This window comes from Variovorax sp. PBL-H6 (assembly GCF_901827155.1).
In the GTDB taxonomy this organism is placed as follows: Bacteria; Pseudomonadota; Gammaproteobacteria; order Burkholderiales; family Burkholderiaceae_C; genus Variovorax.
In genome coordinates this window covers 4,108,879-4,133,331 of the sequence record NZ_LR594659.1, presented here as the reverse complement: position 1 = coordinate 4,133,331, position 24,453 = coordinate 4,108,879, and the positions used below count along the sequence as shown (strand labels likewise).

Annotated in this window: 22 protein-coding genes; 11 read left to right on the top strand and 11 right to left on the bottom strand. The window is 66.8% G+C overall.

Going from position 1 to position 24,453, the window contains the following annotated elements; all coding sequences use genetic code 11:
• Positions 1-31: 31 nt before the first annotated feature.
• Both G3W89_RS19565 and ybaL read left to right on the top strand, forming a co-directional pair.
• Positions 32-1,399 (top strand): dicarboxylate/amino acid:cation symporter, encoded by a 1,368-nt coding sequence (locus G3W89_RS19565; RefSeq protein ID WP_162575740.1) that lies wholly within the window; start codon positions 32-34, stop codon positions 1,397-1,399.
• Positions 1,400-1,435: 36 nt separating this feature from the next.
• The gene (ybaL, locus tag G3W89_RS19560) at positions 1,436-3,127 is read left to right on the top strand and encodes a YbaL family putative K(+) efflux transporter (protein ID WP_162575739.1); all 1,692 of its coding nucleotides are present in this window, start codon (positions 1,436-1,438) and stop codon (positions 3,125-3,127) included.
• A 20-nt stretch (positions 3,128-3,147) separates the two neighbouring features.
• On the opposite strand, the gene G3W89_RS19555 is transcribed toward ybaL, so the two are convergent.
• From G3W89_RS19555 to G3W89_RS19540, 4 genes are all read right to left on the bottom strand, one after another.
• Positions 3,148-3,555 carry a hypothetical protein gene (locus G3W89_RS19555; protein WP_162575738.1) on the bottom strand — a complete coding sequence of 136 codons (408 nt, stop codon included), beginning with the start codon at positions 3,553-3,555 and terminating at the stop codon, positions 3,148-3,150.
• A gap of 124 nt (positions 3,556-3,679) precedes the next feature.
• Entirely contained in the window at positions 3,680-3,985 is a 306-nt protein-coding gene (locus tag G3W89_RS19550) for a hypothetical protein (protein WP_162575737.1), read from the bottom strand.
• Between the two features lie 91 nt (positions 3,986-4,076).
• On the bottom strand, positions 4,077-4,454 hold the full coding sequence (locus G3W89_RS19545; RefSeq protein ID WP_162575736.1) for a helicase SNF2: 378 nt from the start codon (positions 4,452-4,454) through the stop codon (positions 4,077-4,079).
• A 309-nt stretch (positions 4,455-4,763) separates the two neighbouring features.
• Positions 4,764-4,961 (bottom strand): hypothetical protein, encoded by a 198-nt coding sequence (locus G3W89_RS19540; protein WP_162575735.1) that lies wholly within the window; start codon positions 4,959-4,961, stop codon positions 4,764-4,766.
• Between G3W89_RS19540 and G3W89_RS19535 the strand changes: the two genes are divergently transcribed.
• The gene (locus tag G3W89_RS19535) at positions 4,960-5,505 is read left to right on the top strand and encodes a hypothetical protein (protein ID WP_162575734.1); all 546 of its coding nucleotides are present in this window, start codon (positions 4,960-4,962) and stop codon (positions 5,503-5,505) included. The two genes, G3W89_RS19540 and G3W89_RS19535, sit on opposite strands and share 2 nt — an antisense overlap.
• Entirely contained in the window at positions 5,502-5,867 is a 366-nt protein-coding gene (locus tag G3W89_RS19530) for a hypothetical protein (protein WP_162575733.1), read from the top strand. The genes G3W89_RS19535 and G3W89_RS19530 overlap by 4 nt, the downstream gene beginning before the upstream one ends.
• A 36-nt stretch (positions 5,868-5,903) precedes the next feature.
• Here the strand turns inward: G3W89_RS19530 and G3W89_RS19525 are convergent, their stop codons facing one another.
• Together G3W89_RS19525 and G3W89_RS19520 are read right to left on the bottom strand one after the other, a co-directional pair.
• Complete coding sequence (locus G3W89_RS19525; RefSeq protein ID WP_162575732.1) at positions 5,904-6,359, bottom strand: response regulator transcription factor; 456 nt, start codon at positions 6,357-6,359, stop codon at positions 5,904-5,906.
• A 154-nt stretch (positions 6,360-6,513) separates the two neighbouring features.
• Positions 6,514-10,908, bottom strand: a complete 4,395-nt coding sequence (locus G3W89_RS19520) for a DEAD/DEAH box helicase (protein ID WP_162575731.1) — start codon at positions 10,906-10,908, stop codon at positions 6,514-6,516.
• A gap of 368 nt (positions 10,909-11,276) precedes the next feature.
• Between G3W89_RS19520 and dusA the strand changes: the two genes are divergently transcribed.
• Positions 11,277-12,263 (top strand): tRNA dihydrouridine(20/20a) synthase DusA, encoded by a 987-nt coding sequence (gene dusA, locus G3W89_RS19515; RefSeq protein WP_269474978.1) that lies wholly within the window; start codon positions 11,277-11,279, stop codon positions 12,261-12,263.
• 3 nt (positions 12,264-12,266) lie between these two features.
• On the opposite strand, the gene G3W89_RS19510 is transcribed toward dusA, so the two are convergent.
• Both G3W89_RS19510 and G3W89_RS19505 read right to left on the bottom strand, forming a co-directional pair.
• The gene (locus tag G3W89_RS19510; protein WP_162575730.1) at positions 12,267-13,145 is read right to left on the bottom strand and encodes a TauD/TfdA dioxygenase family protein; all 879 of its coding nucleotides are present in this window, start codon (positions 13,143-13,145) and stop codon (positions 12,267-12,269) included.
• Positions 13,146-13,164: 19 nt separating this feature from the next.
• Positions 13,165-14,157: a tripartite tricarboxylate transporter substrate binding protein gene (locus G3W89_RS19505; protein WP_162575729.1), complete on the bottom strand. Its 993-nt coding sequence runs from the start codon at positions 14,155-14,157 to the stop codon at positions 13,165-13,167.
• Between the two features lie 97 nt (positions 14,158-14,254).
• Here G3W89_RS19505 and G3W89_RS19500 point away from each other — a divergent pair, with 97 nt between their 5' ends.
• Positions 14,255-15,040 carry an IclR family transcriptional regulator gene (locus tag G3W89_RS19500; RefSeq protein WP_162575728.1) on the top strand — a complete coding sequence of 262 codons (786 nt, stop codon included), beginning with the start codon at positions 14,255-14,257 and terminating at the stop codon, positions 15,038-15,040.
• A 6-nt stretch (positions 15,041-15,046) separates the two neighbouring features.
• On the opposite strand, the gene G3W89_RS19495 is transcribed toward G3W89_RS19500, so the two are convergent.
• Complete coding sequence (locus tag G3W89_RS19495) at positions 15,047-15,694, bottom strand: GntR family transcriptional regulator (protein WP_162575727.1); 648 nt, start codon at positions 15,692-15,694, stop codon at positions 15,047-15,049.
• Between the two features lie 120 nt (positions 15,695-15,814).
• On the opposite strand from G3W89_RS19495, the gene scpA reads away from it, so the two are divergent.
• From scpA to G3W89_RS19470, 5 genes are read left to right on the top strand one after another with little or no spacing between them, the layout of a single operon-like run.
• Positions 15,815-17,977, top strand: a complete 2,163-nt coding sequence (scpA, locus tag G3W89_RS19490) for a methylmalonyl-CoA mutase (protein WP_162575726.1) — start codon at positions 15,815-15,817, stop codon at positions 17,975-17,977.
• A gap of 26 nt (positions 17,978-18,003) precedes the next feature.
• Positions 18,004-19,080 (top strand): methylmalonyl Co-A mutase-associated GTPase MeaB, encoded by a 1,077-nt coding sequence (gene meaB / locus G3W89_RS19485; RefSeq protein ID WP_232076638.1) that lies wholly within the window; start codon positions 18,004-18,006, stop codon positions 19,078-19,080.
• Positions 19,077-20,609, top strand: a complete 1,533-nt coding sequence (locus G3W89_RS19480) for an acyl-CoA carboxylase subunit beta (RefSeq protein ID WP_162575725.1) — start codon at positions 19,077-19,079, stop codon at positions 20,607-20,609. Before meaB ends, G3W89_RS19480 begins: the two co-directional genes overlap by 4 nt.
• Before the next feature lie 18 nt (positions 20,610-20,627).
• Positions 20,628-22,676, top strand: coding sequence for an acetyl-CoA carboxylase biotin carboxylase subunit (locus G3W89_RS19475; RefSeq protein ID WP_162575724.1), 2,049 nt, complete (start codon positions 20,628-20,630; stop codon positions 22,674-22,676).
• A gap of 13 nt (positions 22,677-22,689) precedes the next feature.
• A complete protein-coding gene (locus G3W89_RS19470) occupies positions 22,690-23,178 on the top strand; it encodes a VOC family protein (protein WP_162575723.1) in 489 nt (162 codons plus the stop codon).
• A 4-nt stretch (positions 23,179-23,182) separates the two neighbouring features.
• Here G3W89_RS19470 and G3W89_RS19465 read toward each other — a convergent pair whose 3' ends face one another.
• Both G3W89_RS19465 and G3W89_RS19460 read right to left on the bottom strand, forming a co-directional pair.
• On the bottom strand, positions 23,183-23,818 hold the full coding sequence (locus G3W89_RS19465; protein ID WP_162575722.1) for a LysE family translocator: 636 nt from the start codon (positions 23,816-23,818) through the stop codon (positions 23,183-23,185).
• Positions 23,815-24,441, bottom strand: a complete 627-nt coding sequence (locus G3W89_RS19460; protein WP_162575721.1) for an RnfABCDGE type electron transport complex subunit B — start codon at positions 24,439-24,441, stop codon at positions 23,815-23,817. The genes G3W89_RS19465 and G3W89_RS19460 overlap by 4 nt, the downstream gene beginning before the upstream one ends.
• Between the last annotated feature and the right edge of the window lie 12 nt (positions 24,442-24,453).

Genomic DNA, 24,453 nt, shown 5'->3' with positions numbered 1-24,453 from the left:
CTCCCGCACCACACGCACACAGGAGATTTTCATGGCCATCGCCACCGATCCCGCTCCCGCCGCCGTGCCTGCACCGAAGACCAAGCTTCCGATCTACCGCTCGCTCTACGCGCAGGTGATCACCGCGGTGGTCATCGGCGTGCTCCTCGGGCACTTCTACCCTTCGGTCGGCGAGTCGATGAAGCCGCTGGGCGACGGCTTCATCAAGCTGATCAAGATGATCATCGCGCCGATCATCTTCTGCACGGTGGTGATCGGAATCGCCGGCATGGAGGACATGAAGAAGGTCGGTAAGACCGGTGGGCTCGCCCTGCTGTACTTCGAGATCGTGAGCAGCATCGCGCTGCTGGTCGGGCTGGTGCTGGTCAATGTGCTCAAGCCCGGGGCTGGCATGAACGTGGACCCGGCGACGCTGGACACCAAGGCGATCGCCGCCTACACCGGGCCCGGGAAGATGCAGGGGACGGTCGATTTCCTGCTCAACGTCATTCCCAGCACTGTCGTGGATGCCTTCGCCAAGGGCGAGATCTTGCAGGTGCTGCTGATCGCGATCCTCTTCGGCTTTGCGCTGCACAGATTCGGCGGCCGCGGCACGCTCGTGTTCGACGTGATCGAGAAGGGCTCGCACGTGCTCTTCACGATTGTGGGCTACATCATGAAGCTGGCGCCGATCGGTGCCTTCGGGGCGATGGCATTCACTATCGGGAAGTACGGCGTCGGCACGCTGTTTTCCCTGGGCAAGCTGATGGGCACCTTCTATTTGACGTGCCTGCTTTTCATCTTCGTGGTGCTCGGGCTGATCGCACGCTTCCACGGGTTCAGCATCTGGAAGTTCGTCAAGTACATCAAGGAGGAGCTGCTGATCGTGCTGGGCACCTCCTCGTCCGAATCGGTGCTGCCGCGCATGATGGAGAAGATGGAGAACCTGGGCGCGAGGAAGACATGCGTGGGCCTGGTGATCCCCACCGGCTATTCCTTCAACCTCGATGGCACGTCGATCTATCTGACGATGGCGGCGGTCTTCATCGCGCAGGCGACCAACACGCCGATGACGCTGATGCAGGAGATCACGCTGCTCGCGGTCCTGCTGCTGACGTCGAAGGGCGCTGCCGGCATCACGGGCAGCGGCTTCATCGTGCTCGCGGCCACGCTGTCGGCCGTCGGGCATGTGCCGGTGGCCGGCCTGGCCTTGATCCTGGGCATCGACCGCTTCATGTCGGAGGCCCGGGCGCTCACCAACCTGATCGGCAACGGCGTGGCCACGATCGTGGTTGCCAAATGGACCGGCGAACTGGATGAGGCGCGGCTGCGGGCCGCCTTGAACAACGAGAGCTGGATCGAGGCCCAGGAACCGGAAGAACTGGTCAACGCGCGCACCGCGACAATGGCGGGGCATTGACGAGAGGCGGGGCTCGCTCTTGCACAATGCAAGTCGATGCCCCACAGCGTTTCCCTGATCAATACCATCGCCGCGGGTCTTGGCCTGGCGCTGATCCTCGGCTTCCTGGCGGCACGGCTGCGCTTGCCGGCGCTGGTGGGCTATCTGATTGCGGGCGTGATCCTCGGCCCCTTCACCCCGGGCTTCGTGGCCGACGCGGGCATCGCCGCGCAGCTGGCCGAGATCGGGGTGATGCTGCTGATGTTCGGCGTCGGCCTGCATTTTTCGCTCGATGACCTGCTTGCGGTGCGCAAGATCGCGCTGCCCGGCGCGCTTGTGCAGATGGCCGTGGCGACGCTGCTGGGCGGCGCGCTCGCGAGCTGGTGGGGCTGGAGCCCGGGCGGCGCGCTGGTCTTCGGGCTGGCGCTCTCCGTGGCGAGCACGGTGGTGCTGCTGCGGGCCCTCGAAAGCCTGGGGCTGCTCGATTCCTTCACCGGCCGCATCGCGGTGGGCTGGCTGGTCGTGGAAGACCTCGCGATGGTGCTGGTGCTGGTGCTGCTGCCCCCTTTGGGCGCGGCGCTGGGCAACGGCGCGGCGCGCTCGGACGCGGCACCGCTCTGGCAGACGCTCGGACTCACGCTGCTGCAGGTCGGCGGCTTCGTGTTCCTGATGCTGGTGGTGGGGCGTCGGGTCTTTCCCTGGCTCCTGTGGCAGGTCACGCGAACCGGTTCGCGCGAGTTGTTCACGCTGTGCGTGGTCGCTGCGGCGGTGAGCATCGCCTTCGCCTCGGCGGCACTGTTCGGCGTGTCTTTCGCGCTGGGCGCCTTTTTCGCCGGCATGGTGATGCGCGAGTCCGAATTCAGCCATCGGGCGGCGCAGGAATCGCTGCCGCTGCGCGATGCCTTCGCAGTGCTGTTCTTCGTCTCGGTCGGCATGCTGTTCGATCCCTCGGTGCTGGTCGAGCGCCCGCTGCAGGTCCTCGCCGTGGTGCTGGTGATCGTGTTGGGCAAGTCGGTCGCTGCCTGCGCGTTGGTGCTGCTCCTTCGCTATCCGCTGGGGACGGCGCTGACGGTGAGCGCAAGCCTCGCGCAGATCGGCGAGTTCTCCTTCATCCTCGCCGCGCTGGGGGTCTCGCTGGGGTTGCTTCCGCAAGAGGGCCAGAGCCTGCTGCTGGCCGGCGCGCTGATCTCGATCGCGAGCAATCCGCTGTGGTTCGGCCTCGTCGGGCCGCTGCAGAAGTGGCTGCATGCGCATTCGCGCCTTGCGCGCGGGCTCGCCCAGCGCGACGACCCGCTGGCCGAGCTGCCGATGAGCACCGAAGCGAAGTACCTGTCCCGCCAGGTGGTGCTGGTCGGCTATGGCCGGGTGGGTCGGCGCATCGCAGCAGAACTCGCGGCCCACGATCTTCCGTTCGTGGTGGTGGAGCAGAACCGGGAGCTGGTCGAGAAACTGCGCGCCGAGGGGCGGGCGGCGGTGTGGGGCGATGCGGCGGACCCGGCCGTGCTGATCCAGGCGCATATTGCGCGGGCGCGCGTGCTGGTAGTGGCAACCGCGGATGCCATCAATGTCCGACAGATGATCGAGGCCTCGCGCACGCTCAATCCCGCAATCCAGACCGTGATCCGAAGCCACAACGAGGACGAGGCGCGCTTGCTGACGCAGGAGGTCGAGGCCACCGTCTTCCTGGGCGAGCAGGAACTCGCGCAGTCGATGGCGCGCGCCGTCCTCAGCCGGGCCACGCCGGCCTGATCCGGCGAGGCTGCTTCATATCAGAGATCTTCGATGACCAGCCGACAGTAGCGCTCGGCCACCGAGTAGGGCACGGTGCGGACAACCTCCATCAGGCGTTCGGCCGCGGCGCGGTTCTCGGTCTTGACCAGAAGGCCCGTGTGGCCTTCTCGGGCCAGCTTGGTGTAGACCCTCACAGTGGCCCCATCGGTGCCGGCGGAAGGCAGAGGCGTATCGGAGTCCTCCCGGACGGTCGGTGAGATCTGGGAGAGCATCGTGGGGGGCGGAATCAGGTAGACCTCGTCGCCGCTGAAGCCGCGGTCGATCAACTGGTGCCCGACGCTGCTGGCGTCTTCGGCCTTCGGGAACATCACGATCGAATGGCCCGTCGGGTAGAACGCGCCCCCGAAAGCTGCGCACATGTGGGAGTCGAGGACGAAGTGCTTCACGGTGCCTCCTCAATCACGCTAGTTTTTGACGAGACTCAGCTTAGGCTCCGCCGGATCCGCGTGCCGTAGGAAAAGCCCTCATGAAATGCCGGCAGCCTTGCGTGGGCGGTGCGCTGCCGGCGCATCAGGAGGTGACGCGCTCGTCCGAAAGCGGCCACAAGCGGCGCCACCACGGGCGCTTGGGTTCGGGCCCGGCGGCGGAGGCGCTGGCCATCAGTTCGGCGGCCATCGAGGCGCGCACGCGCTCTCGAAGTGCGGTCTCGTAGGCGTGTGCGGGCGCGCGCGCGGTGCGGTCGCCGCGGAGCGCCAGGCGCCGCCAAGCGTGGGCCTGTTCCGCGAGTTCCGCATCGCTCAGGTCGTCAGGGTGGGGCAGTTGCTGCGTCATGCTGAACGAGATTGTGCCGCGCTCCGGGTCTCGGAGCATGGGCATTCTCGATGCCGGCGCGGCTTCGCGACAGAAGAAAAAAGCCGGGTTCATGCATTTCGCATGAACCCGGCTTGCTGCGCGGTGCGCGAGGCGCTTAAAGCGCGAGTTGCTGGCCGCGAGCGGCGGCGCGCGCCTCGGCGCGAACTGCGGCCCGGTCGACGGTGCTCGCCAGCACCGGCGTGGCGCCTTGCCCATAGCCCTCGGCGTAGGGGTTGGGGCCGCGTGCGGCGGCCACGGCCTCATTGCGGACCACGTCACGCGCGGCAGAGGCGGTCAAGATGGGCGCGACGCGCGACGAGACGCCTTCGGCGTACGGGTTCTCGCTGTGCGCGGCGACAACCGCCTGGGTCCTCACGTCGGCGCGGCTGTTCGCCGACACCGGTGCTTGCACACCTTCGTAGGTTTCGGCTTGAGCGCCAGCGGCGGCGAGAAGCGAAAGAGCGGCTGCGGCGATGATATTTGAGGTCTTCATTTCAGTTCCTTGCGAATGACTTGGGATTGATTTCGAACCGGTCTTGGGTGGGGTTGGCGTCCAAAGGGGGACGACCACCACGCTCGGTGCCCTGTTCACTCAGAACAGTGAATGGCTGCTCTGTGGGATCAAGTTTGCACCCGAAACTAGGTGAAAACCCTAGCGTTTGGGAATCAGGGTGTTTGGCTGACGGAAACAATCCGTCAGAATCTCGCGGCCCTCGGACCCGTGCTTCGCTTTTCGTCTCGAAGGGTGGAGATTGGTTGTCAGAGATGGGGACAGGCGAGTCGAGGCGCCGCTCTCCCGGGTTCAGGGTCTGTTCAATCCAGCGTTCAGCTCGCGGGTGAGCAGGCGGGTGAGTGCGTCGAGTTCCCGCGCCAGGCGAATGGCTTCGGCGCGCGCCTCGTCGTCCCCTTCCTTCATGCGCGAGAGGTGTTGTTTGAAGGCGTCCGACAGCCGCGTCCATTGGTCGAACGACGTGTCGATAGGCGTCAAAGAGTCGTGCATGTCTGCCTCCATTCGGCATGAGCGAGCCTCGGCGACGCTCGCAAGCCTAACGAATCAAGACTACACAAAGCGCCAGCCCACGGCGGGCAGGGACGGGCAAACGCACGCGGCATCCGCAACTTCTTCATGTTTTGGGCTGCTCTCGATGGCGCTCGGCGGCGCCCGCACCCTGGAGATGTCTGCACGCGTCTATTTCGTGAAATGCCGCACAAGAAGAGTAGCCTGTAAGTACTACATGAAATTACAATTGGCTACATGCCTTCACGTGCCGAGACGAAAACCCGACCGCATTTCCAGCGGGACTGCGGAGGCACCCTTGTCCTCCTATAAGGTGCTTCAGCGAGTGGCGAAAGGACCGCTTCCGATGGTCTTCACGTCGATGGAGGACATCGAGGCGTTGCGCATCCTGAAGGATGGCGGCTGGGTCAAGGCATCGTTTTCCGCGGCGGCCGGCCGCGTCGGGACGGCGACGGTGACGGAACTGACCCCGTTAGGCCGGTTTGCGATGCAGTTCGTGCAACCCGATGACAAGGACACGCCATGAGAGTCTTCGTTTGCCTGCTTGCCAGTGTCTCGATCTTTGCTGGTTGCGTCGGCGCCTGGTGGTTCTACTGGCCGGTGTGGCAGGTTGAGTCACGCGTGAAGAGCAGGCTGCCCCAACCCCGTACGGCAAACCTCTCAGGTGTCTTTTACAACAAGGCAACAGGAACGGCCTGCGGCTATGTCAGCGCGCAGGATCCGGGCGGAAGCCCGGGTGGGAAGACCCATTTCATCCTCATGCCCGACGGTGAGCTCCGCCTGGATCCCAAGGATCCTATCGAGGGCAACACGCTGCAGCAGCTGGAGAGTCTTCGCAAGCACGCCGACTACCTGGCGCTGGTCTACGCGAGCTGCCAGCGGGGTTGAATCGGCGGCCGGTGCCCACGACAGGCATGGCTCGCTTCAGCGTGCCAGAAGCGCGCCCGACGAAAGAGAGCCGGGCGCTGCCGGGAGCATCGAAGGGGAAGCCGAGGCTGGGCGAAGGCGAGCAGCTTGGCGCAAGGCATCGCCGAGTTGCTCGATGCTGAAGGGCTTGCACAGCCAGAAAGCGCCGGCGATCGGCCTCTCGGGCGCTTGGCTTGCGGTCGCGAAGATGATCGGCAATCCGCAGCGGGTCTGCAGCTTGTCCGCCAGCTCCAGACCGGAGAGTCCGGGCAGTCCGATGTCGGCCATCAGCACGTCGAAGGCACCTTCAAGGAAGCGATCGATCGCGCCTTCGGCACTGCGTACGCCCGTCGCCCAGTGGCCGAGCAGTTCAAGTGCTTCCAGGGACGCTTCCAGAACCTCGGGGTCGTCTTCCACCACCAGCACGCGCAAACTACGGCAGGCATCGGCTGGACATGCCGGTTCGCTGGTCATCAGAAATCCTCCATGTCTGCCGAGAATGTGGAGCATTGGCGAGCATCGAGGCTTTGGTTGTAGGAGCACGCCGCGACTGACTGTCGCCTCCTCTGCGCCGCCGGCGCCCAGGCTCCAAGGATGTGCGCAGCCGCGGAGGACGCCCGCCCATTCCTCAGCCCGGGGCGGCCATGGCGGCTACGGACAACGAGCGCCATGCCGGGTCCAGCGTCAGCGCCTTGCGCGCCTCCCTCTCCGACGCCTCGTCCAGCGGCGCGAGAATCCGGATCTCGCCCGCAATGCTGGTCGCAATGGGCTCGCCGTCCCTGTAGAGCACGCGCGAGCCCGGCACGCGCGGCACCCGGTCGCCTGCCAGAACGCTTCCGAGCAGATTGGCGGGGTCGGCCGCCGAGAGGCAGATCAGCCTTGCATCCGGTGGTTGCCGGCGCACGTTGCGCATCAGCCCGATCGCCTCCGGCAGCGCGAACTGCTCGCCCGACAGCCCGGCGATGAAGCGGCCGCCGCGGATTTCGCCGCGGGCTTCCAGCCGCCGGTAGCTGCGCACCAAGTCGCGCCACGGTGGAAGCCATGCGGCCTCGCGCTCGATCAGGTGCCAGCACATCACGCCGTAGCGCCGCAGCAGCACGCGCGCGACCTGCTCGATCGCGTCGGGAACCGCGTTGTTGCTTCCCGGCGGCCGCACCAGCGACCAGCGGCCGGCGTCTTCGATGCCGAACAGGGCGCCGCGCCGACGACGATGGGGCGAATGGGAGGCCGAGCGCTTCGAGGCCGGCACCAGCAGCGCCCGCAGGCCCGCATAGCTGTCGCAGCGCACGCGGCCGCGCGCCACCAGTTCGGACAGCGCATCCTCGAGTTCGGTGCCCAGCAGACGGCTGCCGTCTGCGATCTCGTCGAAAAAAGAAGCGCCGTGCTCACCGAGCCAGGCTGCCACGCGCTGCGCGCGCGAGCCCAGCCCAGCATCGTCGACGGGCACAGGCGCGAGCTGGGTCCAGAGTGCAGCGCTGCGGCGTGGGAGCAGGAGAATCGGCGTGGCGCGCAGCGAGCTGCCGGCGCGGCCGGTCCGGCTCTCGGGCGCAGTGGGGCGCAGGCGCGACCACATCACGCGGCCGGCAGTGCAGAGATCGTCGAGCCAGGCGCTGGCGTAGTCGTTCACACGGGCCGGCAGCAACTCGGCCTCCCATATTCCGGCCGGCGCCTCGTAGCCTTCGAGTTGGGTCAGCACGCCGGACAGCGCCTCGGGACCGTTGACTCTGGACGCGGCGCTCACATGCTGCCACTCGAACAGGAATCGCGCAAAGTCGCGCGGCTCGACGGGCTCGATCTCGCGCCGCAGTCGTTTGAGGGTGTAGCGGTGGATGCGGGCCAGCAGATGGCGCTCGCACCATTCGGGCTCGGTGGCACCGGGGGTGAAGCGCCCCTGCAACAGGACGCCTTCGCCCTGCAGGCCGAGCAATGCCGTCTCGACTTCGGTCTCGGGCAGCTGAAGCTGTCGCGCCAATACGTGCGTGGACACCGGCCCGAGCCCGCCCAAGCGCGACTGCAGCAGCTCGCGCAATGCTTCGTCGCGCGTCGACGGGCCTTGGGCGTACTCGACCGGTGGCTCGATGGCGGGCTGGAAGACGGCCGAAGGATAAAGCGCGCGTGCGAGCGACAGGCGTTCAGCCGCTACCCACAGGCCCGCGCCCGGGCCCGCCGGTAGAAGGCGGGTCGCGCGGCCTGCCTCGGCCAGCGCTGCAAGCCACGGTGTCCACGCCGCATCGCGCGCGACCTCTTCATCGGTGAGCGCGGCCAGGCCGTTGAGCGCTTCGTGCATTTCGTCGCAATGACGCGGATGCGGCCAGGCTTCCTCACGGACACTCTCGATGGCGTCTGCGTCGAGCCGGCCCAGATCGTCCGCACTCTCGGGATCGGCGTAGCGCCGGCTCTGCACGGCCTGCGTTCGCCGCTCCTCCAGCGGGGCGTCGTCGAGGAAGGCATAGGGGCGCGCGTTGAGGACTTCGGCCGCGAGCGGGGAGGGGGCGGGCAAGTCGCACGCCGTCACCTGTACCTCGCCAGCCTCCATGCGGCGCAGCAGGCGCAGCCAGCCTTCGGCGTCCATCGCCTCGTGCAGGCAGTCGTCCAGCGTCTGCGCGACCAGCGGGTGGTCGGGGATCTCGCGCTCGCCGGCCAGGTTCTCGGCGCAGGCCACCTGGTCGGGAAAAACACTGGCGAGCAGATCCTCGGACTTCATGCGCTGCAGCTGCGGCGGCACCTTGCGGCCGCCGACGAAGCGCGGCAGCGCCAGCGCGGTGGTCGCGTTCCAGCGCCAGCGCACACCGAAGAGCGGCGCGTCCAGCAGGGCCTGCACAAGCACATCGAGCGCAGTGGCCGAATGCAGGTAGCGCGCCACCTCATCGAGGGCGAAGCTGTGGCTGGTCGACAGCGACAGCACGATCGCGTCCTCGGTGGCCGCGGCCTGGAGCTCGAAGTTGAACTTGCGGCAAAAGCGCTTGCGCAGCGCCAGCCCCCAGGCGCGGTTGAGGCGGCTGCCGAACGGCGAGTGGATGACCAGCTGCATGGCCCCCGTCTCGTCGAAGAAACGCTCGAGGACGATCTGCCGCTGCGTCGGCAGCACGCCGAGGATGGCGAGCGTGCGCGCCAGGTGGTCGACGAGCTGGCGAGCGGCATCCTCGGACAGCGCGATGGCCGCCTGCAGCCATCGAACGGCACTGTCGGCGCCGTGCACGGCGATGTGTTCGCCGAGTTCCTCGCGCAGCCGCGAGACACCGAAGGAGAGCTCGTCGCTGCGCCCGGGCGCCTCGCCCAGCCAGAAGGGGATGTTGGGCGCTGCGCCCTGCGCGTCCTCCACGCGCACGCGGCCAGTCTCGATGCGCAGGATGCGATAGCTGGTGTTGCCGAGCTGGAACACGTCGCCGGCCAGGCTCTCGACGGCAAAGTCCTCGTTCACTGTACCGATCGGGTGTGCCTGGGGTTCCAGCACCACGCTGTAATCGCCGGTCTCGGGAATGGTGCCGCCCGAGGTCAGGGCCGTAAGACGGGCGCCGCGGCGCTCGCGCAGCCGGTGGTGCACCGCGTCCTTGTGCACATAGCCGGCACGCGGGCCATTGCGGGTGGCGAAGCCCTCGGACAGCATGCGCACCACGGCGTCGTACTGCTCGCGTGCGAGCTGTGCATAGGGCCAGGCGCGGCGCACCAGGGCGAACAGCGCGTCCTCGTCCCATTCGCGGCAGGCGGTCTCGGCCACGATCTGCTGTGCCAGCACGTCGAGCGGGGCGGTGGGCACGCGCAGGGCGTCGAGCTCGCCGCGGCGGATGCAGTCCAGCAGGGCGGCGCACTCGACCAACTCGTCGCGCGACTGCGGGAAGAGGCGCGCCTTGGGCGTGCCCCCCACCGAATGGCCCGAGCGTCCGGCGCGCTGCAGGAAGGTGGCAATGGAGCGCGGCGAGCCCAGTTGGCACACGAGGTCCACGTCGCCGATGTCCAGGCCGAGCTCCAGCGAGGCGGTCGCCACCAGCACCTGGAGCTCGCCGCGTTTGAGGCGCTGCTCGGCTTCGAGGCGCGCCTCCTTGGCGAGGCTTCCGTGGTGCGCAGCGACCGCGTCCTTGCCCAGGCGCTCGCCGAGATGGCGGGCGGCGCGTTCGGCCATGCGGCGGGTGTTGACGAAGACCAGCGTGGTTCGATGCAGCAGCACCAGCTCGGCCACGCGCGCATACACCTGGTCCCATTGCTCGTGGGTCATCACTGCGCCCAGTGGCTGCGGGGGCAGCTCGAGCGCGAGGTCGCGTTCCTTGGCGTAGCCGATGTCGACGACCTCGCAGTCGGCAACACCTTCATGCACGTGGCCCGCGCCCACCAGGAAGCGCGCGACTTCGGCGATCGGCTTCTGGGTGGCCGACAGGCCGATGCGGATGAGCGGCCGACCGCACAGCGACTGCAGCCGTTCCAGCGAGAGCGACAGATGGCTGCCCCGCTTGCCTGCGGCGATGGCGTGGATCTCGTCGACGATCACCGTGCGCACGGTGGACAGCATGCCCCGGCCCGAAGCCGAGCCGAGCAGCACGTAGAGCGACTCGGGCGTGGTCACGAGGATGTGCGGTGGCTTGCGCAGGTTCTGCTGGCGTTCCCTGGAAGGTGTGTCGCCGGTGCGCACGGCGCTGCGGATCTCCACGTCGGGCAAGCCCAGTGCCGCCAGCTCGGTACGGATGCCCGCCAGCGGCGCTTCGAGGTTCAGGCGGATGTCGTTGGACAGCGCCTTGAGGGGCGAGACATACAACACGGCGGTCTCGTCCGGCAGGCCCCCGGGCGCGAGGCCCTGGCGCACGAGCCCGTCCAGCGCGGCGAGAAAGGCGGTCAGGGTCTTGCCCGAGCCGGTGGGTGCCGCGACCAACGTGTGGCGCCCGGCGCGAATGGCGGGCCAGGCGGCTTTCTGCGCTTTCGTGGGCACGGGAAAGCTGCGGCTGAACCAGCCACTGACGGCAAGATGGAAATCGGCGAGCGGCACGTGCGGAGATCGGGAGAGGGCGATCGACCGGCGACCGCCTCCAGGCATGTTACGCGGCCATGGCGAGGTGCGCGTGATCAACGAGATCCGGCCCGAGAAGCAGGTCAACCGGCACGGGTGCCGTGGTCTCGAGGGCCGAGTCGCGCAAAAAATTGCAGGATCTGCCATGCCTGCGACAAAGCATCAGGGTGCGGCCACGCTTCCGTCTATTTCTTCACGCGCGTCCTGGCGGAATCGGCGCAAACTACGTTCATGGTTTCTCTGGGGGATTGCTGCAAAGGCAATCATTTGGCTCGCTTCGTGCGAGCCTTTTTTTTGGCCGGCCGGTCGGCCCTGAGAGGCGTCTCCACTGCGGTCAGCGCATGGATCGCGTGAGAAACTACGGGGCCTGCCACGGTTGAAATGGTGAGTCCGGTTTGCTGAACGACAACGAAAAGATCATCTCGGTTGCGCCCATGATGGACTGGACGGACCGCCATTGCCGCTACTTTCACCGGCTGCTGACACGCCGCGCCTTGCTCTACACCGAGATGGTGACCACCGGTGCCCTGATGCATGGTGACGTGCCGCGCCATCTGCGCTTCAACGCCCAGGAGCATCCGGTCGCCCTCCAGCTGGGCGGCAGCGAGGCGACCGACCTGGCGCATTGCGCAAAGCTCGGCGAAGACTGGGGCTACGACGAGATCAATCTCAATTGCGGATGTCCCAGCGAGCGCGTGCAGCGCGGCGCTTTCGGCGCTTGCCTGATGAACGAGCCGCAGCTCCTGGCCGATTGCGTGAAGGCGATGGTCGACGTGGTGAGCGTGCCGGTCACGGTCAAGCACCGCATCGGCATCGACAAGACGGAGTCCTATGAATTCGTGCGCGATTTCGTCGGCATGGTGAGCGAAGCCGGCTGCCGGACCTTCATCGTCCATGCACGCAATGCCTGGCTGAAGGGCCTGTCGCCCAAGCAGAACCGGGAGGTGCCGCCGCTGCGCTACGAGCTGGTGCATCGGCTCAAGCATGACTTCCCCGAGCTCGCCATCTCCATCAACGGCGGCTTCAACGACAACGCGCAGATGCAGGCGCATCTCCGGCTGCTGGACGGCGTGATGATCGGGCGCGAGGCGTACCACAACCCGTGGTGGCTCGCGCAATGGGACGAGGTCTTCTACCGCCAGCCGCCCTCCGTCCTCACGCGCGAGGACGTGGAGCGCAGGATGTGCGACTACATGGTTCGCGAAGCGGCCGAGCACGGCACGGCGTGGTCGAACATCGCGCGCCACATGCTGGGCCTGCGCAACGGGCTGCCGGGCGCGCGTCGCTGGCGCCAGGTCTGGAGCGACCACCGGCTCAAGGCGCTGCCGCCCCACGCGGTGATGGCGATTGCCCATGAGCCGGCGGAGGCGGCCGCCGCCTGAGCCTCAGGCCGCCATCAGCCGCGCCTCGGGCACATCCTCGATGGTGGTGCGGCGCAGCTCGCGCCGCTCGGCGATGTCGTAGCGCCGGCCGCGGTGCAGAGTGCTGCGGTTGTCCCACATCACCAGGTCGCCGACCTGCCATTCATGGCGGTAGACGAACTCGCGCTGGGTCGCGTGCTCCAGCAGGTCCTGCAGGTACATGCGTGACTCGGCCGTGGGCCAGCCGATGACCTGCCGCGCATGCACGCCGACGAAGAGCAGCTTGCGTCCCGAGCCTGGGTGCGTCTGGACCAGCGGCCAGACTGCGGGCGGGATGGCCTTCTTCTGGTCGTCGGTGTATGCCTCATCGCCCAGCAGGATGCGCGTGTGCAGCGCATAGTGCTCGGAGCGCAGGTCCTGGACCTCGGCCTTGGTGCGATCGGGCAAGGCGTCGTAGGCGGCGCGCAGGTCGGCGAACTCGGTGTTGCCGCCCCAGCTCGGCAGCACCAGCGCCTGCAGCATCGAGTAGGCGGCGCGCGGATCCTGGAAGGAGCTGTCGCTGTGCCAGAGCTGGTTGGCGAAGTTCGAGAGGTTCTTGGGCGAGTCGCGCCGCGCTACGTTGCCTTCGGCATCGACGTTGGAGATGTCGATCAGGCGCTCGTCCTCCAGCCTCTCCTTGCGCTTGAAGACCTTCTTGAGGCCCAGGTCCAGCGGGCCGAAGGACTTGGCGAAGTCGATCTGCTGCTGGCCCGTCAGCGGCTGGCCGCGCCACACCAGCACGGCGTATTCATTCATCGCGGCGTTGATTTGGCGCACCTCGGTGTCGGACAGCGGACATGCGATGTCGATGCCGCTGGCTTCGGCGGCGAACAGGGGATGCAGGGGCTTGAGTCGGAGGGACATGGGAGGTCTCGGGAACGGGTTATTCGGCCTGGATGCCGGCTTCGTTGATCACGCGGGCCCAGCGCTTCATCTCGGATTGCACGAAGGCCTCGAACTGCTCGGGCCTGGAGGCGACCACCTCCATGCCCTGTTCCTCGATGCGCTTGCGGATGTCGGGAGTGCGCAGCACCTTTTCCGTGTCAGCCTGGATCTTCTGGATGACGGCCATGGGTGTGCCGTGCGGCGCAACGAATCCCAGCAGCGCGTTGACGTTGAAGCCGGGGAGCGTCTCGGCCACGGTCGGGTAATTGAAGCCGGCCACGCGCTTGTCGCCGAGCGTGGCGATCATCTTCATCCGGCCGGCCTTCACGTAGGGCAGGATCGACAGGAAAGGATCTACCACGATGTCGATGCGCCCGCCCATCAGCTCGGTGTGCGCCGGCGCGCTGCCCTTGAAGGGCGAGTGGAGCATGTCGAAGCGGGCCTCGCGCTTCAGGAGCTCGGCGCCCAGGTGCGTGGTACTGCCGGCGCCGGGCGTGCCGTAGGTGAGCTTGCCCGGGTTCTTCCTGGCATAGGCGATCAGCTCGGGCACGGTATTGAAAGGGGCGTCGGGCCTGGCGACCATCGCCAGCTGCAGGTTCGCGATCTGCGTAATGGCTGCGAGGTCCTTCACCGTGTCGTACGGCAGGTTCTTGCGAAGCGACGGGTTCACGGCGAAGGAAGAATTCACCATGCCGAAGGTCAGGCCGTCGGGCGGTGCCTTGGCGACGAAGTCCACGCCGATAGCGGTCCCGGCGCCGGGCTTGTAGTCGACGATCACCGGCTGTCCCCAGATTTCCTGCAGCTTCTGCGCGATGAGCCGGCCTACCGTGTCGGTCGGCCCGCCAGGCGCGAACGGGATGATGATCTTGACGGGGCCCTTAGGAAACTCCTGGGCTGCGGCCTCGAGGCTGCTGCCCAGGCCGGCGACTGCGATGGTGGCGCCGGCCAGCAAGACTCGGCGACGGGTGGTGGTGAATGTGTCTTGTCTCATCGGATTTGTGTTAATGGAACATTGTTTTGAAATAATATCGACTAGAGTAGGCAAGTCAACAAAAATATGAAACATTGTTTTAAAAAAGCTGGATTTCATGGCTGAGCAAGGAGCAGGAGCCGAAGTCAGCGCGTTGGCACGGGGCTTGGCAGTGCTGAAGGTGGTTGGCGACGCGGCCGGCCCGTTGAGCAACCGCGAGCTGGCCGATGCGACGGGCATTCCGAAGCCGACGGTCTCTCGCCTGGCCGCGACGCTGGTTGCGAGCGGCTACCTGCGGCAGGCGCCCGACAGCGAGCGCTTCAGCCTGGGCCCCGCACTGCTGGACATGAGCAACCGCTACCTTCGGCATTTCGATCTGCGGGGGGTGGCCCGGCCGCGCCTGCTGGCGCTGGCGGAGTTCGCCGGCGCCAGCGTCCACATGGGCGTGCGCGACGAGCTGGACATGCTGATCATCGATTCGCTGCGTCCGCGCTCGGCCATGATCAGCTCGCGCATCGACGTGGGCTCGCGCATGACCATCGCCACCTCGGCGGCCGGACGGGCTTACCTCGCGGCGCTGCCGTCGGGCGAGCAGGCCGAGTTGCTGGACCAGATCCGGCTCGCCAGCGGCGAGAACTGGGCCGCGCTGGAGCCGCGCGTCATGGCGGGGCTCCAGGAGCACGCGCGACTGGGTTATTGCAGCTCCTTCGGCGAGTGGCACCCGCACATCCATGCGCTGGGCTTCTCGCTGCGCGGACCGCGCGGCGAGCGCTACGCCTGCAGCTGTGGCGGGCCGGCCTACCTGCTGCCGCGCGAGACGATGGTGGCGCGCATCGCGCCGAAGCTGCTGGAGACCCTGCAGCGGATCAATGCCGACATCGGCACGGCGTCGCCCGCCGACTGAGGGGATTCAGTTCGCTGCTTCCAGGCCGCTGCGGAAGTGCTCCTGCATGCGCGCCATGGCGCCGGCCCCGTCGCGTGCCTTGATCGCGGCCATGATCGCCCGGTGCTCCGCGAGCGACTCCGCAATGCGGCCGGCCTTGAGCAGCGAGTTGTGGCGATTGAGCTTCATCACCTTGCGCAGGTCGGCCACCATCTGGTCGCGCCAGCGGTTGTCGGCCATCGCCAGGATGCGCATGTGGAAGCGTTCGTTGATGGCGAAGAAGTGGGCGCGGTCCACCTTGCCTGGCACGGCGGCCGCTTCGAGCTCCGCATGCAGCGCTTCGAGTTCGGCCAACTGCGCGCTGGAGGCCCGTTCAGCTAACACGCCCACTGCGTCGCTCTCGAGCAGGCTCAGCAGGTGATACACGTCGGCGAGGTCCTTCTCCGACACCTCGGTCACGTAGGCGCCGCGCCGTACCTTCATCGTCACCAGGCCTTCGGCCGCCAGCACCTTGAGCGCCTCGCGCAGAGGCGTGCGGCTGATTCCGTATTCCTCAGCGAGCTTGAGCTCGTCGATCCAGCTGCCCGGCTCGAGCTCGCGATTGAAGATGCGTTGGCGCAGCAGCTCCGCCACCTCTTCGTAGAGGGCGCGCGGGGTCAGGGTGAGGGCGGACATGCGCGAAATGTACCGCAACGCCGAGAGTTTGAATTAATAATTACAGATGAGTTAGACTCGCACCGAACTCGTCACGCGCCTGCGCGGACGTTTCCCTTCCACCCTCGCAAAGCCCGCGCAATGAGCAGCAAACCCGAACCGAACTTCCAGACCGCGACCCTCGAAGCCTGGGCCAAAGCTGCAGCCAAGTCCGCGCCTGGCGGCGACGTGCAGGCGCTCAACTGGATCACGCCCGACGGCATCACGGTCAAGCCGCTCTACACCGCGGCCGATCTCAAGGGCTTGAAGTACAGCGACACGCTGCCCGGCTTCGAGCCCTACCTGCGCGGACCGCAGGCCACGATGTACGCGGTGCGCCCCTGGACCATCCGGCAGTACGCGGGCTTCTCCACCGCCGAAGAATCGAACGCCTTCTATCGCAAGGCGCTGGCCGCCGGCGGACAGGGCGTGAGCGTGGCCTTCGACCTGGCGACCCACCGCGGCTACGACAGCGACCATCCGCGCGTGACCGGCGACGTCGGAAAGGCCGGCGTGGCCATCGACAGCGTGGAGGACATGAAGATCCTGTTCGACCAGATCCCGCTGGACAAGGTCAGCGTCTCCATGACGATGAACGGCGCCGTGCTCCCCGTGCTGGCCGGCTACATCGTCGCGGCCGAGGAGCAGGGCGTGGCGCAGGACCAGCTCTCGGGGACCATCCAGAACGACATCCTCAAGGAGTTCATGGTCCGCAACACCTACATCTTTCCGCCGGAGCCCTCGATGCGGATCATCGGCGACATCATTGCGTACACCGCGCAGAAGATGCCGAAGTTCAACTCCATCTCCATCAGCGGCTACCACATGCAGGAGGCCGGTGCCAACCAGGCGCTGGAGCTGGCCTTCACGCTGGCGGACGGCAAGGAGTATGTGAAGACGGCGCTGGCCAAGGGGCTGGATGTCGACGGCTTTGCCGGGCGGCTGAGCTTCTTCTGGGCCATCGGCATGAACTTCTACCTGGAGGTTGCGAAGATGCGCGCGGCACGCCTGCTCTGGTGCCGCATCATGAAGGAGTTCGACCCCAAGAACCCGAAGAGCCTGATGCTGCGCACCCACTGCCAGACTTCCGGCTGGAGCCTGACGGAGCAGGACCCGTACAACAACGTGGTGCGCACCACCATCGAGGCCATGGCCGCGGTCTTCGGCGGCACGCAGAGCCTGCACACCAACGCGCTGGACGAGGCGATTGCCCTGCCCACCGAGTTCAGCGCGCGCATCGCGCGCAACACGCAGCTCATCATCCAGGAAGAGACGCACATCACGAACGTGATCGACCCCTGGGCCGGTAGCTACATGATGGAAAAGCTCACGCAGGATATGGCGGACGCGGCGTGGGCGATCATCGAGGAGGTCGAGGCGATGGGCGGCATGACCAAGGCCGTGGACAGCGGCTGGGCCAAGCTCAAGATCGAGGCGGCCGCGGCCGACAAGCAGGCGCGCATCGATTCGGGGCGGGACGTGATCGTGGGCGTCAACAAGTACAAGCTCCAGAGCGAGGACACGCACGACATCCTGCAGATCGACAACGTCAAGGTGCGCGACAGCCAGATCGCCCGGCTCAAGGCAGTGCGCGAGAAGCGCGACAGTGCCAAGGTGCAGGCCGCGCTCGACGCGATGACCACGGCGGCCGAGAGCGGCGAGGGCAATCTGCTGGCGCTGAGCGTCGACGCCGTGCGCCTGCGCGCGACCGTGGGCGAGATCAGCGATGCGCTCGAGAAGGTCTACGGCCGCCATCGCGCCGACACCCAAAAGGTGACCGGCGTCTACGCCGCGGCCTACGACTCGGCCGAAGGCTGGGAGGCCTTGCAGAAGGAGATTGCCGGGTTTGCCGAGGAGCAGGGCCGGCGTCCGCGCGTGATGATCTCCAAGCTCGGCCAGGACGGCCACGACCGCGGTGCCAAGGTCGTCGCTACGGCCTTCGCCGACCTGGGCTTCGACGTCGACATGGGCCCGCTGTTCCAGACCCCCGAGGAATGCGCGCGCCAGGCGATCGAGAACGACGTGCATGCGGTGGGCGTCAGCACCCTGGCCGCGGGGCACAAGACATTGGTGCCGGCCATCATCGAGGAGCTGAAGAAGCAGGGCGCCGACGACATCATCGTCTTCGTCGGCGGCGTGATTCCACGTCAGGACTACGAGTTCCTCTACGAGGCCGGCGTCAAGGGCATCTACGGGCCGGGGACGCCGATTCCGGCCAGTGCGAAGGACGTGCTGGAGCAGATTCGCGCGGCGGTCGCGGCTTGAGCATGTCGGCCGCGGCTCGAAGCGTCGTGACAGCCGAAGCGCTGGCGGACGGCGTCGGTCCCCGACAGCGGCGCGCGATCGCGAAAGCCATCACGCTGCTCGAATCCACGCGGGCCGACCATCGCGCGCAAGCCGATGAACTGTTGACGGCGCTGCTGCCTCGCACCGGCAGATCCTTCCGCCTGGGCATCTCGGGCGTGCCCGGCGTCGGCAAGTCCACCTTCATCGAGACGTTGGGGCTGTACCTGATCGATCGCGGCCATCGCGTGGCAGTCCTCACCATCGACCCCTCGTCCACCGTCTCCGGCGGCTCCATCCTCGGCGACAAGACGCGCATGGAAAGACTCTCGGTGCACGAGCGCGCCTACATCCGTCCCAGTCCGTCGAGCGGCACTTTGGGCGGCGTGGCCGAGAAGACGCGCGAGGCCATGCTGGTCTGCGAAGCCGCCGGCTACGACATCGTCATCGTCGAGACCGTGGGTGTCGGCCAGAGCGAGACCGCGGTCTCGGGCATGACCGACATGTTCGTGCTGCTGCAACTGCCCAATGCCGGCGACGACCTGCAGGCAATCAAGAAGGGCGTGATGGAGCTGGCAGACCTGGTGGTCATCAACAAGGCTGACATCGACCCCGATGCGGCGACGCGCGCGCAGGCGCAGATCACCTCCGCGCTGCGGCTTTTCGGCCACCACGGCAACCCGGTGCATGCGCATGTCGTGCACGGCGCTGCGGACACGGCGCTGCGTCAGTGGCAACCCAGGGTGATTCAATCCAGTGCCTTGCTGGGCACGGGCGTCGACGGCTTCTGGGACACCGTGCTGGAGTTCAAGGCCCTGCAGACCGCCACCGGCAAGACCGCCGCACGGCGCGAGAAGCAGGCGCTCGCGTGGATGTGGGAACGCATCGACGCGGGCCTCAAGCAGGCCTTCCGCCAGCACCCGAAAGTGCGCGAGCTGCTCCCGCAGACCTTGGCCCAGGTGGGGGCGGGCACGCTGCCCGCCTCGACGGCGGCACGCAACCTGCTCGCAGCGCAGGCGGGGCAGGCGCGACAGGGCCAGCGCGTCGAAGAACACATCAACATCACTTCCGGAACAGGACCATGAAAGAGATCCTCGAACAACTCGAAAAGCGGCGCGCCCAGGCGCGCCTGGGTGGCGGGCAGAAGCGCATCGACGCGCAGCATGCCAAGGGCAAGCTGACGGCGCGCGAGCGCATCGAGCTGCTGCTCGACGACAACACCTTCGAGGAATGGGACATGTTCGTCGAACACCGTTCCAGCGACTTCGGCATGGCCGAAACGAAGATTCCGGGGGATGGCGTGGTCACGGGCTACGGCATGATCAACGGCCGCCTCGTGTTCGTCTTCAGCCAGGACTTCACCGTTTTCGGCGGCGCGCTCAGCGAAGCCCACGCCGAGAAGATCTGCAAGGTGATGGACCAGGCGATGAAGGTGGGCGCGCCCGTCATCGGCCTCAACGACTCGGGCGGCGCGCGCATCCAGGAAGGCGTGGCCTCGCTCGGCGGTTATGCCGAGGTGTTCCAGCGCAACGTGATGGCCTCCGGCGTGGTGCCGCAGATCAGCATGATCATGGGGCCCTGCGCCGGCGGCGCCGTCTACTCGCCCGCCATGACCGATTTCATCTTCATGGTGCGCGATAGCTCCTACATGTTCGTTACCGGCCCGGAGGTGGTGAAGACGGTGACGCACGAGGACGTCACGGCCGAGGAACTGGGCGGCGCCACCACCCACACCACCAAGAGCGGCGTGGCCGACATGGCCTTCGAGAACGACGTCGAGGCGCTGATGATGCTGCGCCGGCTCTACAACTACCTGCCGCTCAACAACCGCGAAAAGCCGCCCGTGCGGCCCAGCGGCGACCCGGCCGATCGTGCCGACCTGTCGCTCGACACCCTGGTGCCTGACAACCCGAACAAGCCCTACGACATCAAGGAGGCGATAACGAAGGTCGTCGACGACGGTGAGTTCTTCGAGCTGCAGCCCGACTACGCAAGGAACATCGTGATCGGGTTCGCGCGCATGGATGGGCAGAGCATCGGCATCGTTGCCAACCAGCCGCTGGTGCTGGCCGGCTGCCTCGACATCAGGTCGTCCATCAAGGCGGCGCGCTTCGTGCGCTTCTGCGACGCCTTCAACATTCCGGTCGTCACCTTCGTCGATGTGCCCGGCTTCATGCCCGGTACCAGCCAGGAATACGGCGGCATCATCAAGCATGGCGCCAAGCTCCTCTACGCGTATGCCGAGTGCACGGTGCCGAAAATCACCGTCATCACTCGCAAGGCCTACGGCGGCGCCTATGACGTGATGGCCTCCAAGCACCTGCGCGGCGACGTCAACCTGGCATGGCCGCGCGCCGAGATCGCGGTGATGGGTGCCAAGGGAGCGGTAGAAATCATCTTCCGCGAGGACAAGAACGATCCCGAGAAGCTGGCCGCGCGCGAGGCCGAGTACAAGGCCCGCTTCGCCAATCCCTATGTGGCCGGCACGCGTGGCTACATCGACGACGTGATCCTGCCCAGCGAGACGCGCAAGCGCATCTGCCGCAGCCTGGTCATGCTGCGCGAGAAGAAGCTCGACAACCCGTGGCGCAAGCACGGGAACATTCCGCTCTGAAGACGTGGGGACCACAACATGTTCAAGAAAATCCTGATTGCGAACCGCGGCGAGATCGCCTGCCGTGTCATCAAGACCGCAAGAAAAATGGGCATCATCACCGTTGCCGTCTATTCCGACGCCGACAAGGATGCACGCCATGTCGAGCTGGCCGACGAGGCTGTGCACATCGGTGCCTCGCCCAGCCGCGAGAGCTATCTGCAAGCCGATCGCATCATCGCGGCGTGCAAGAAGACGGGCGCAGAGGCGGTCCATCCCGGCTATGGCTTCTTGTCCGAGAACGAGGGTTTTGCGAAGAAGGTCGAGGAGGAGGGCATCGTCTTCATCGGCCCCAAGCATTACTCGATCGCTGCGATGGGCGACAAGATCGCCTCGAAGAAGCTCGCGAACGAGGCCAAGGTCAACACCATCCCCGGCTGGAACGACGCGATCGAAACGGCGGAGCGCGCAGTCGAGATCGCGCGAGACGTGGGCTATCCGGTCATGATCAAGGCCTCGGCGGGCGGCGGCGGCAAGGGCCTGCGCGTGGCCCACAACGACAAGGACGCGTTCGAAGGCTTCACCTCCTGCCGCAACGAAGCGCGCAACAGCTTCGGCGACGACCGCGTTTTCATCGAGAAGTTCGTCGAGGAGCCGCGCCACATCGAGATCCAGGTGCTGGGCGATGCGCACGGCAACGTGATTTACCTGAACGAGCGCGAATGTTCGATTCAGCGCCGCCACCAGAAGGTGATCGAGGAGGCGCCTTCGCCCTTCATCAGCGAGGCCACTCGCAAGGCCATGGGCGAGCAAGCTGTGGCGCTCGCCAAGGCGGTGAACTACCAGAGCGCGGGCACCGTGGAGTTCGTGGTCGGCAAGGACCAGAGCTTCTACTTCCTGGAGATGAACACGCGGCTGCAGGTGGAGCATCCGGTGACGGAAGCGATCACCGGGCTGGACCTCGTCGAGCTCATGATCCGTGTCGCCGCCGGCGAGAGGCTGCCGCTGGCGCAGGAGGACGTGAAGCGCGAGGGCTGGGCGATCGAGTGCCGGATCAATGCGGAAGACCCGTTCCGGAACTTCCTGCCGTCGACCGGTCGCCTGGTGCGGTTCCAGCCGCCGAAGGAGACGATGTTCTCCGCGGACACGGAGCACTTGTATGGCGTGCGCGTCGACACTGGCGTCTACGACGGCGGCGAAATCCCGATGTTCTACGACTCGATGATCGCCAAGCTGATCGTGCATGGGCGTGACCGCACACACGCGATTGCGCTGATGCGCGAGGCGCTCAACGGCTTCGTGATCCGCGGCATCAGCAGCAACATCCCGTTCCAGGCCGCGTTGCTGGCGCATGCCAGCTTCGTGAGCGGGGCCTTCAATACCGGCTTCATCGCCGAGCACTACGGCAAGGGCTTCCGCGCCGAGGACGTGCCCCACGACGAGCCCGACTTCCTGGTGGCGCTCGCCGCCTACATGCATCGGCGCTACCGCGCGCGGGCTTCGCGCATCAGCGGCCAGCTCGAGGGGCATGGCGTGAAGGTGGGGGAGCAGTTCGTGGTGGTCGTCCTCGACGCCAAGGGGGAGCATGTGCATCAGCCCGTGACGGTCACCGACTACCAGGGCCCCACGGGTTCGAGCGCGGTGACGGTGGGCGCGAACACCTACAAGATCGAAAGCCAGGCCGGGTTGGGCAGCATCCGGGTCGAAGGCAGCGTGAACGGCCGTGGCTTCACGGCGCAGGTCGAGCGCGGTGTCGGCAAGAATCCCCTGGCCTTGCGCATCGCGCACAACGGCAAGCAGATCGAGGCGCTGGTGCTGTCGCCGCGGGGCTCAAGGCTGCTCAAGCTCATGCCCTACAAGGCGCCGCCCGATCTCAGCAAGTTCCTGATGTCGCCGATGCCGGGGCTCCTGGTCGAAATCTCCGTGCAGCCGGGCCAGCAGGTGCAAGCCGGCGAAAAGCTTGCGGTGATCGAGGCGATGAAGATGGAGAACGTGCTCTTCGCCTCGCAGGACGGCGTGGTCGGCAGCATCTCGGCCGGCAAGGGCGAGTCGCTCGCGGTGGACCAGGTGATCCTGGAATTCACGTGAAGGAGACCATCGCATGAAAACGTCGCAAGAGCGCCCTTTCAAGGTACTGGGCCTCCAGCAGATCGCGATCGGCGGGCCGGACAAGATGCGGCTGCGCAAGCTATGGGTCGACATGCTGGGACTGGAGGTCACCGGCAGCTTCAGCAGCGAGCGCGAGAACGTCGACGAGGACATCTGCGCGATCGGCAGCGGCCCCTTCAAGGTCGAGGTCGACCTGATGCAGCCGCTGGATCTCGACAAGAAGCCGGCCGTTCACGCAACACCGCTCAATCACGTGGGGTTGTGGATCGACGATCTGCCCGCCGCGGTCGGCTGGCTCACGGCCCAGGGGGTGCGCTTCGCGCCGGGCGGCATCCGCAAGGGCGCGGCCGGCTTCGACATCTGCTTCCTGCATCCCAAGGGCAACGAGGCGTTCCCGATCGCGGGCGAAGGGGTGTTGATCGAGCTGGTGCAGGCACCACCGGAAGTCGTAACGGCCTTCGCGGCACTGGCCGCGGGCTAATACTTCAGGCGCCGGGGCGGCGCCAGACGGCCAGCGTTGCCGCGAGCAGCCACATGCCCGCGGCGCAACCGCGGTTGAGCAGGCGCAGGCTGCGTCGCGAGAGCCAGCGCACAGCCTGTGTGCCGGCGGCGGCGTACCCGATCATGACGCAGCTGTCGATGCCGATGAAGATGGCGCCGAGTACCGCGTATTGCGGCCCTTGTGGACCGGCGGTGTCGACGAACTGCGGGAGAAATGCGGCGAAGAAGAGCAGGGTCTTCGGGTTCGACAGCGCCACCGTGAGGCTGCGCAAGAAAGCAATGCGGCCGCTCAGGACATCGGCGGCCGTTGCGGCGAGCGCCGCGTGGATCTCGATCGGCTCGCTGCGCCACATCTTGACGCCGAGCCAGACCAGGTAGGCGACGCCGGCCACGCGGATCGCATTGAACAGCCACTCCGAGGCTGCGAGCAACGAACCCAACCCCAACGCCACGACGGCGATCAGGATGGCAGCCCCCAGCGATGCGCCTGCGATGCCCCAGGCCGCGGCGCGCATGCCACCGGCGATGCCATTGGACATCGCCAGCAGCATGGTGGGGCCCGGCGTGATCGCCAGCGCAACGGAGGCGATCAGGTAGAGGAGCAGGGTATCGAGCGTCATGGGCGTGCCTTCGGATCGGTGCGTGACGCGGCGGCGGCACGTGCGCGCGCCAACGCCGCTTCGACGATCGCCCGTTTGCGATCGGGCGCAGCGGCCTCGGGCGGCGAGGCTGCAGACGGCTCGTCGTCTTTGCCTTGTCGGCGTCGATGCGCCTCATAGCGGATGCGCGCCTCGTCGGCCTGCGCCTGCGACCAGGCTTGCCAGCCGCTCTTCCCCGGCGTGGCCACTTCGAGCGAGATGCAATCCACGGGGCAGACAGGAACGCAGAGTTCGCAACCAGTGCAGTGGGCCTCGATGACGGTGTGCATGCGCTTGTGGATGCCGAGGATCGCGTCGGTCGGGCAGGCTTCGAGGCACAGCGTGCACCCAATGCACCAGGCCTCGTCGATCACCGCCATCATGCGGGGGCCTTCGATGCCGAACTGCGGGCCGATGGGCCGCACCGGTTGGCCGGTCAGGCGCGACAGGCGCGCCACCCCTTCGGCGCCGCCCGGCGGACATTGCTGAATGCCGGCCTCGTCGGCAGAGATCGCCTCGGCGTAACCGGCGCAATCGGGATAGCCGCAGCGTGTGCACTGCGTCTGCGGCAGCGCGTCCAGGATGCGCCGGGCCAGCGCGTTCACTGGCTGATCCCC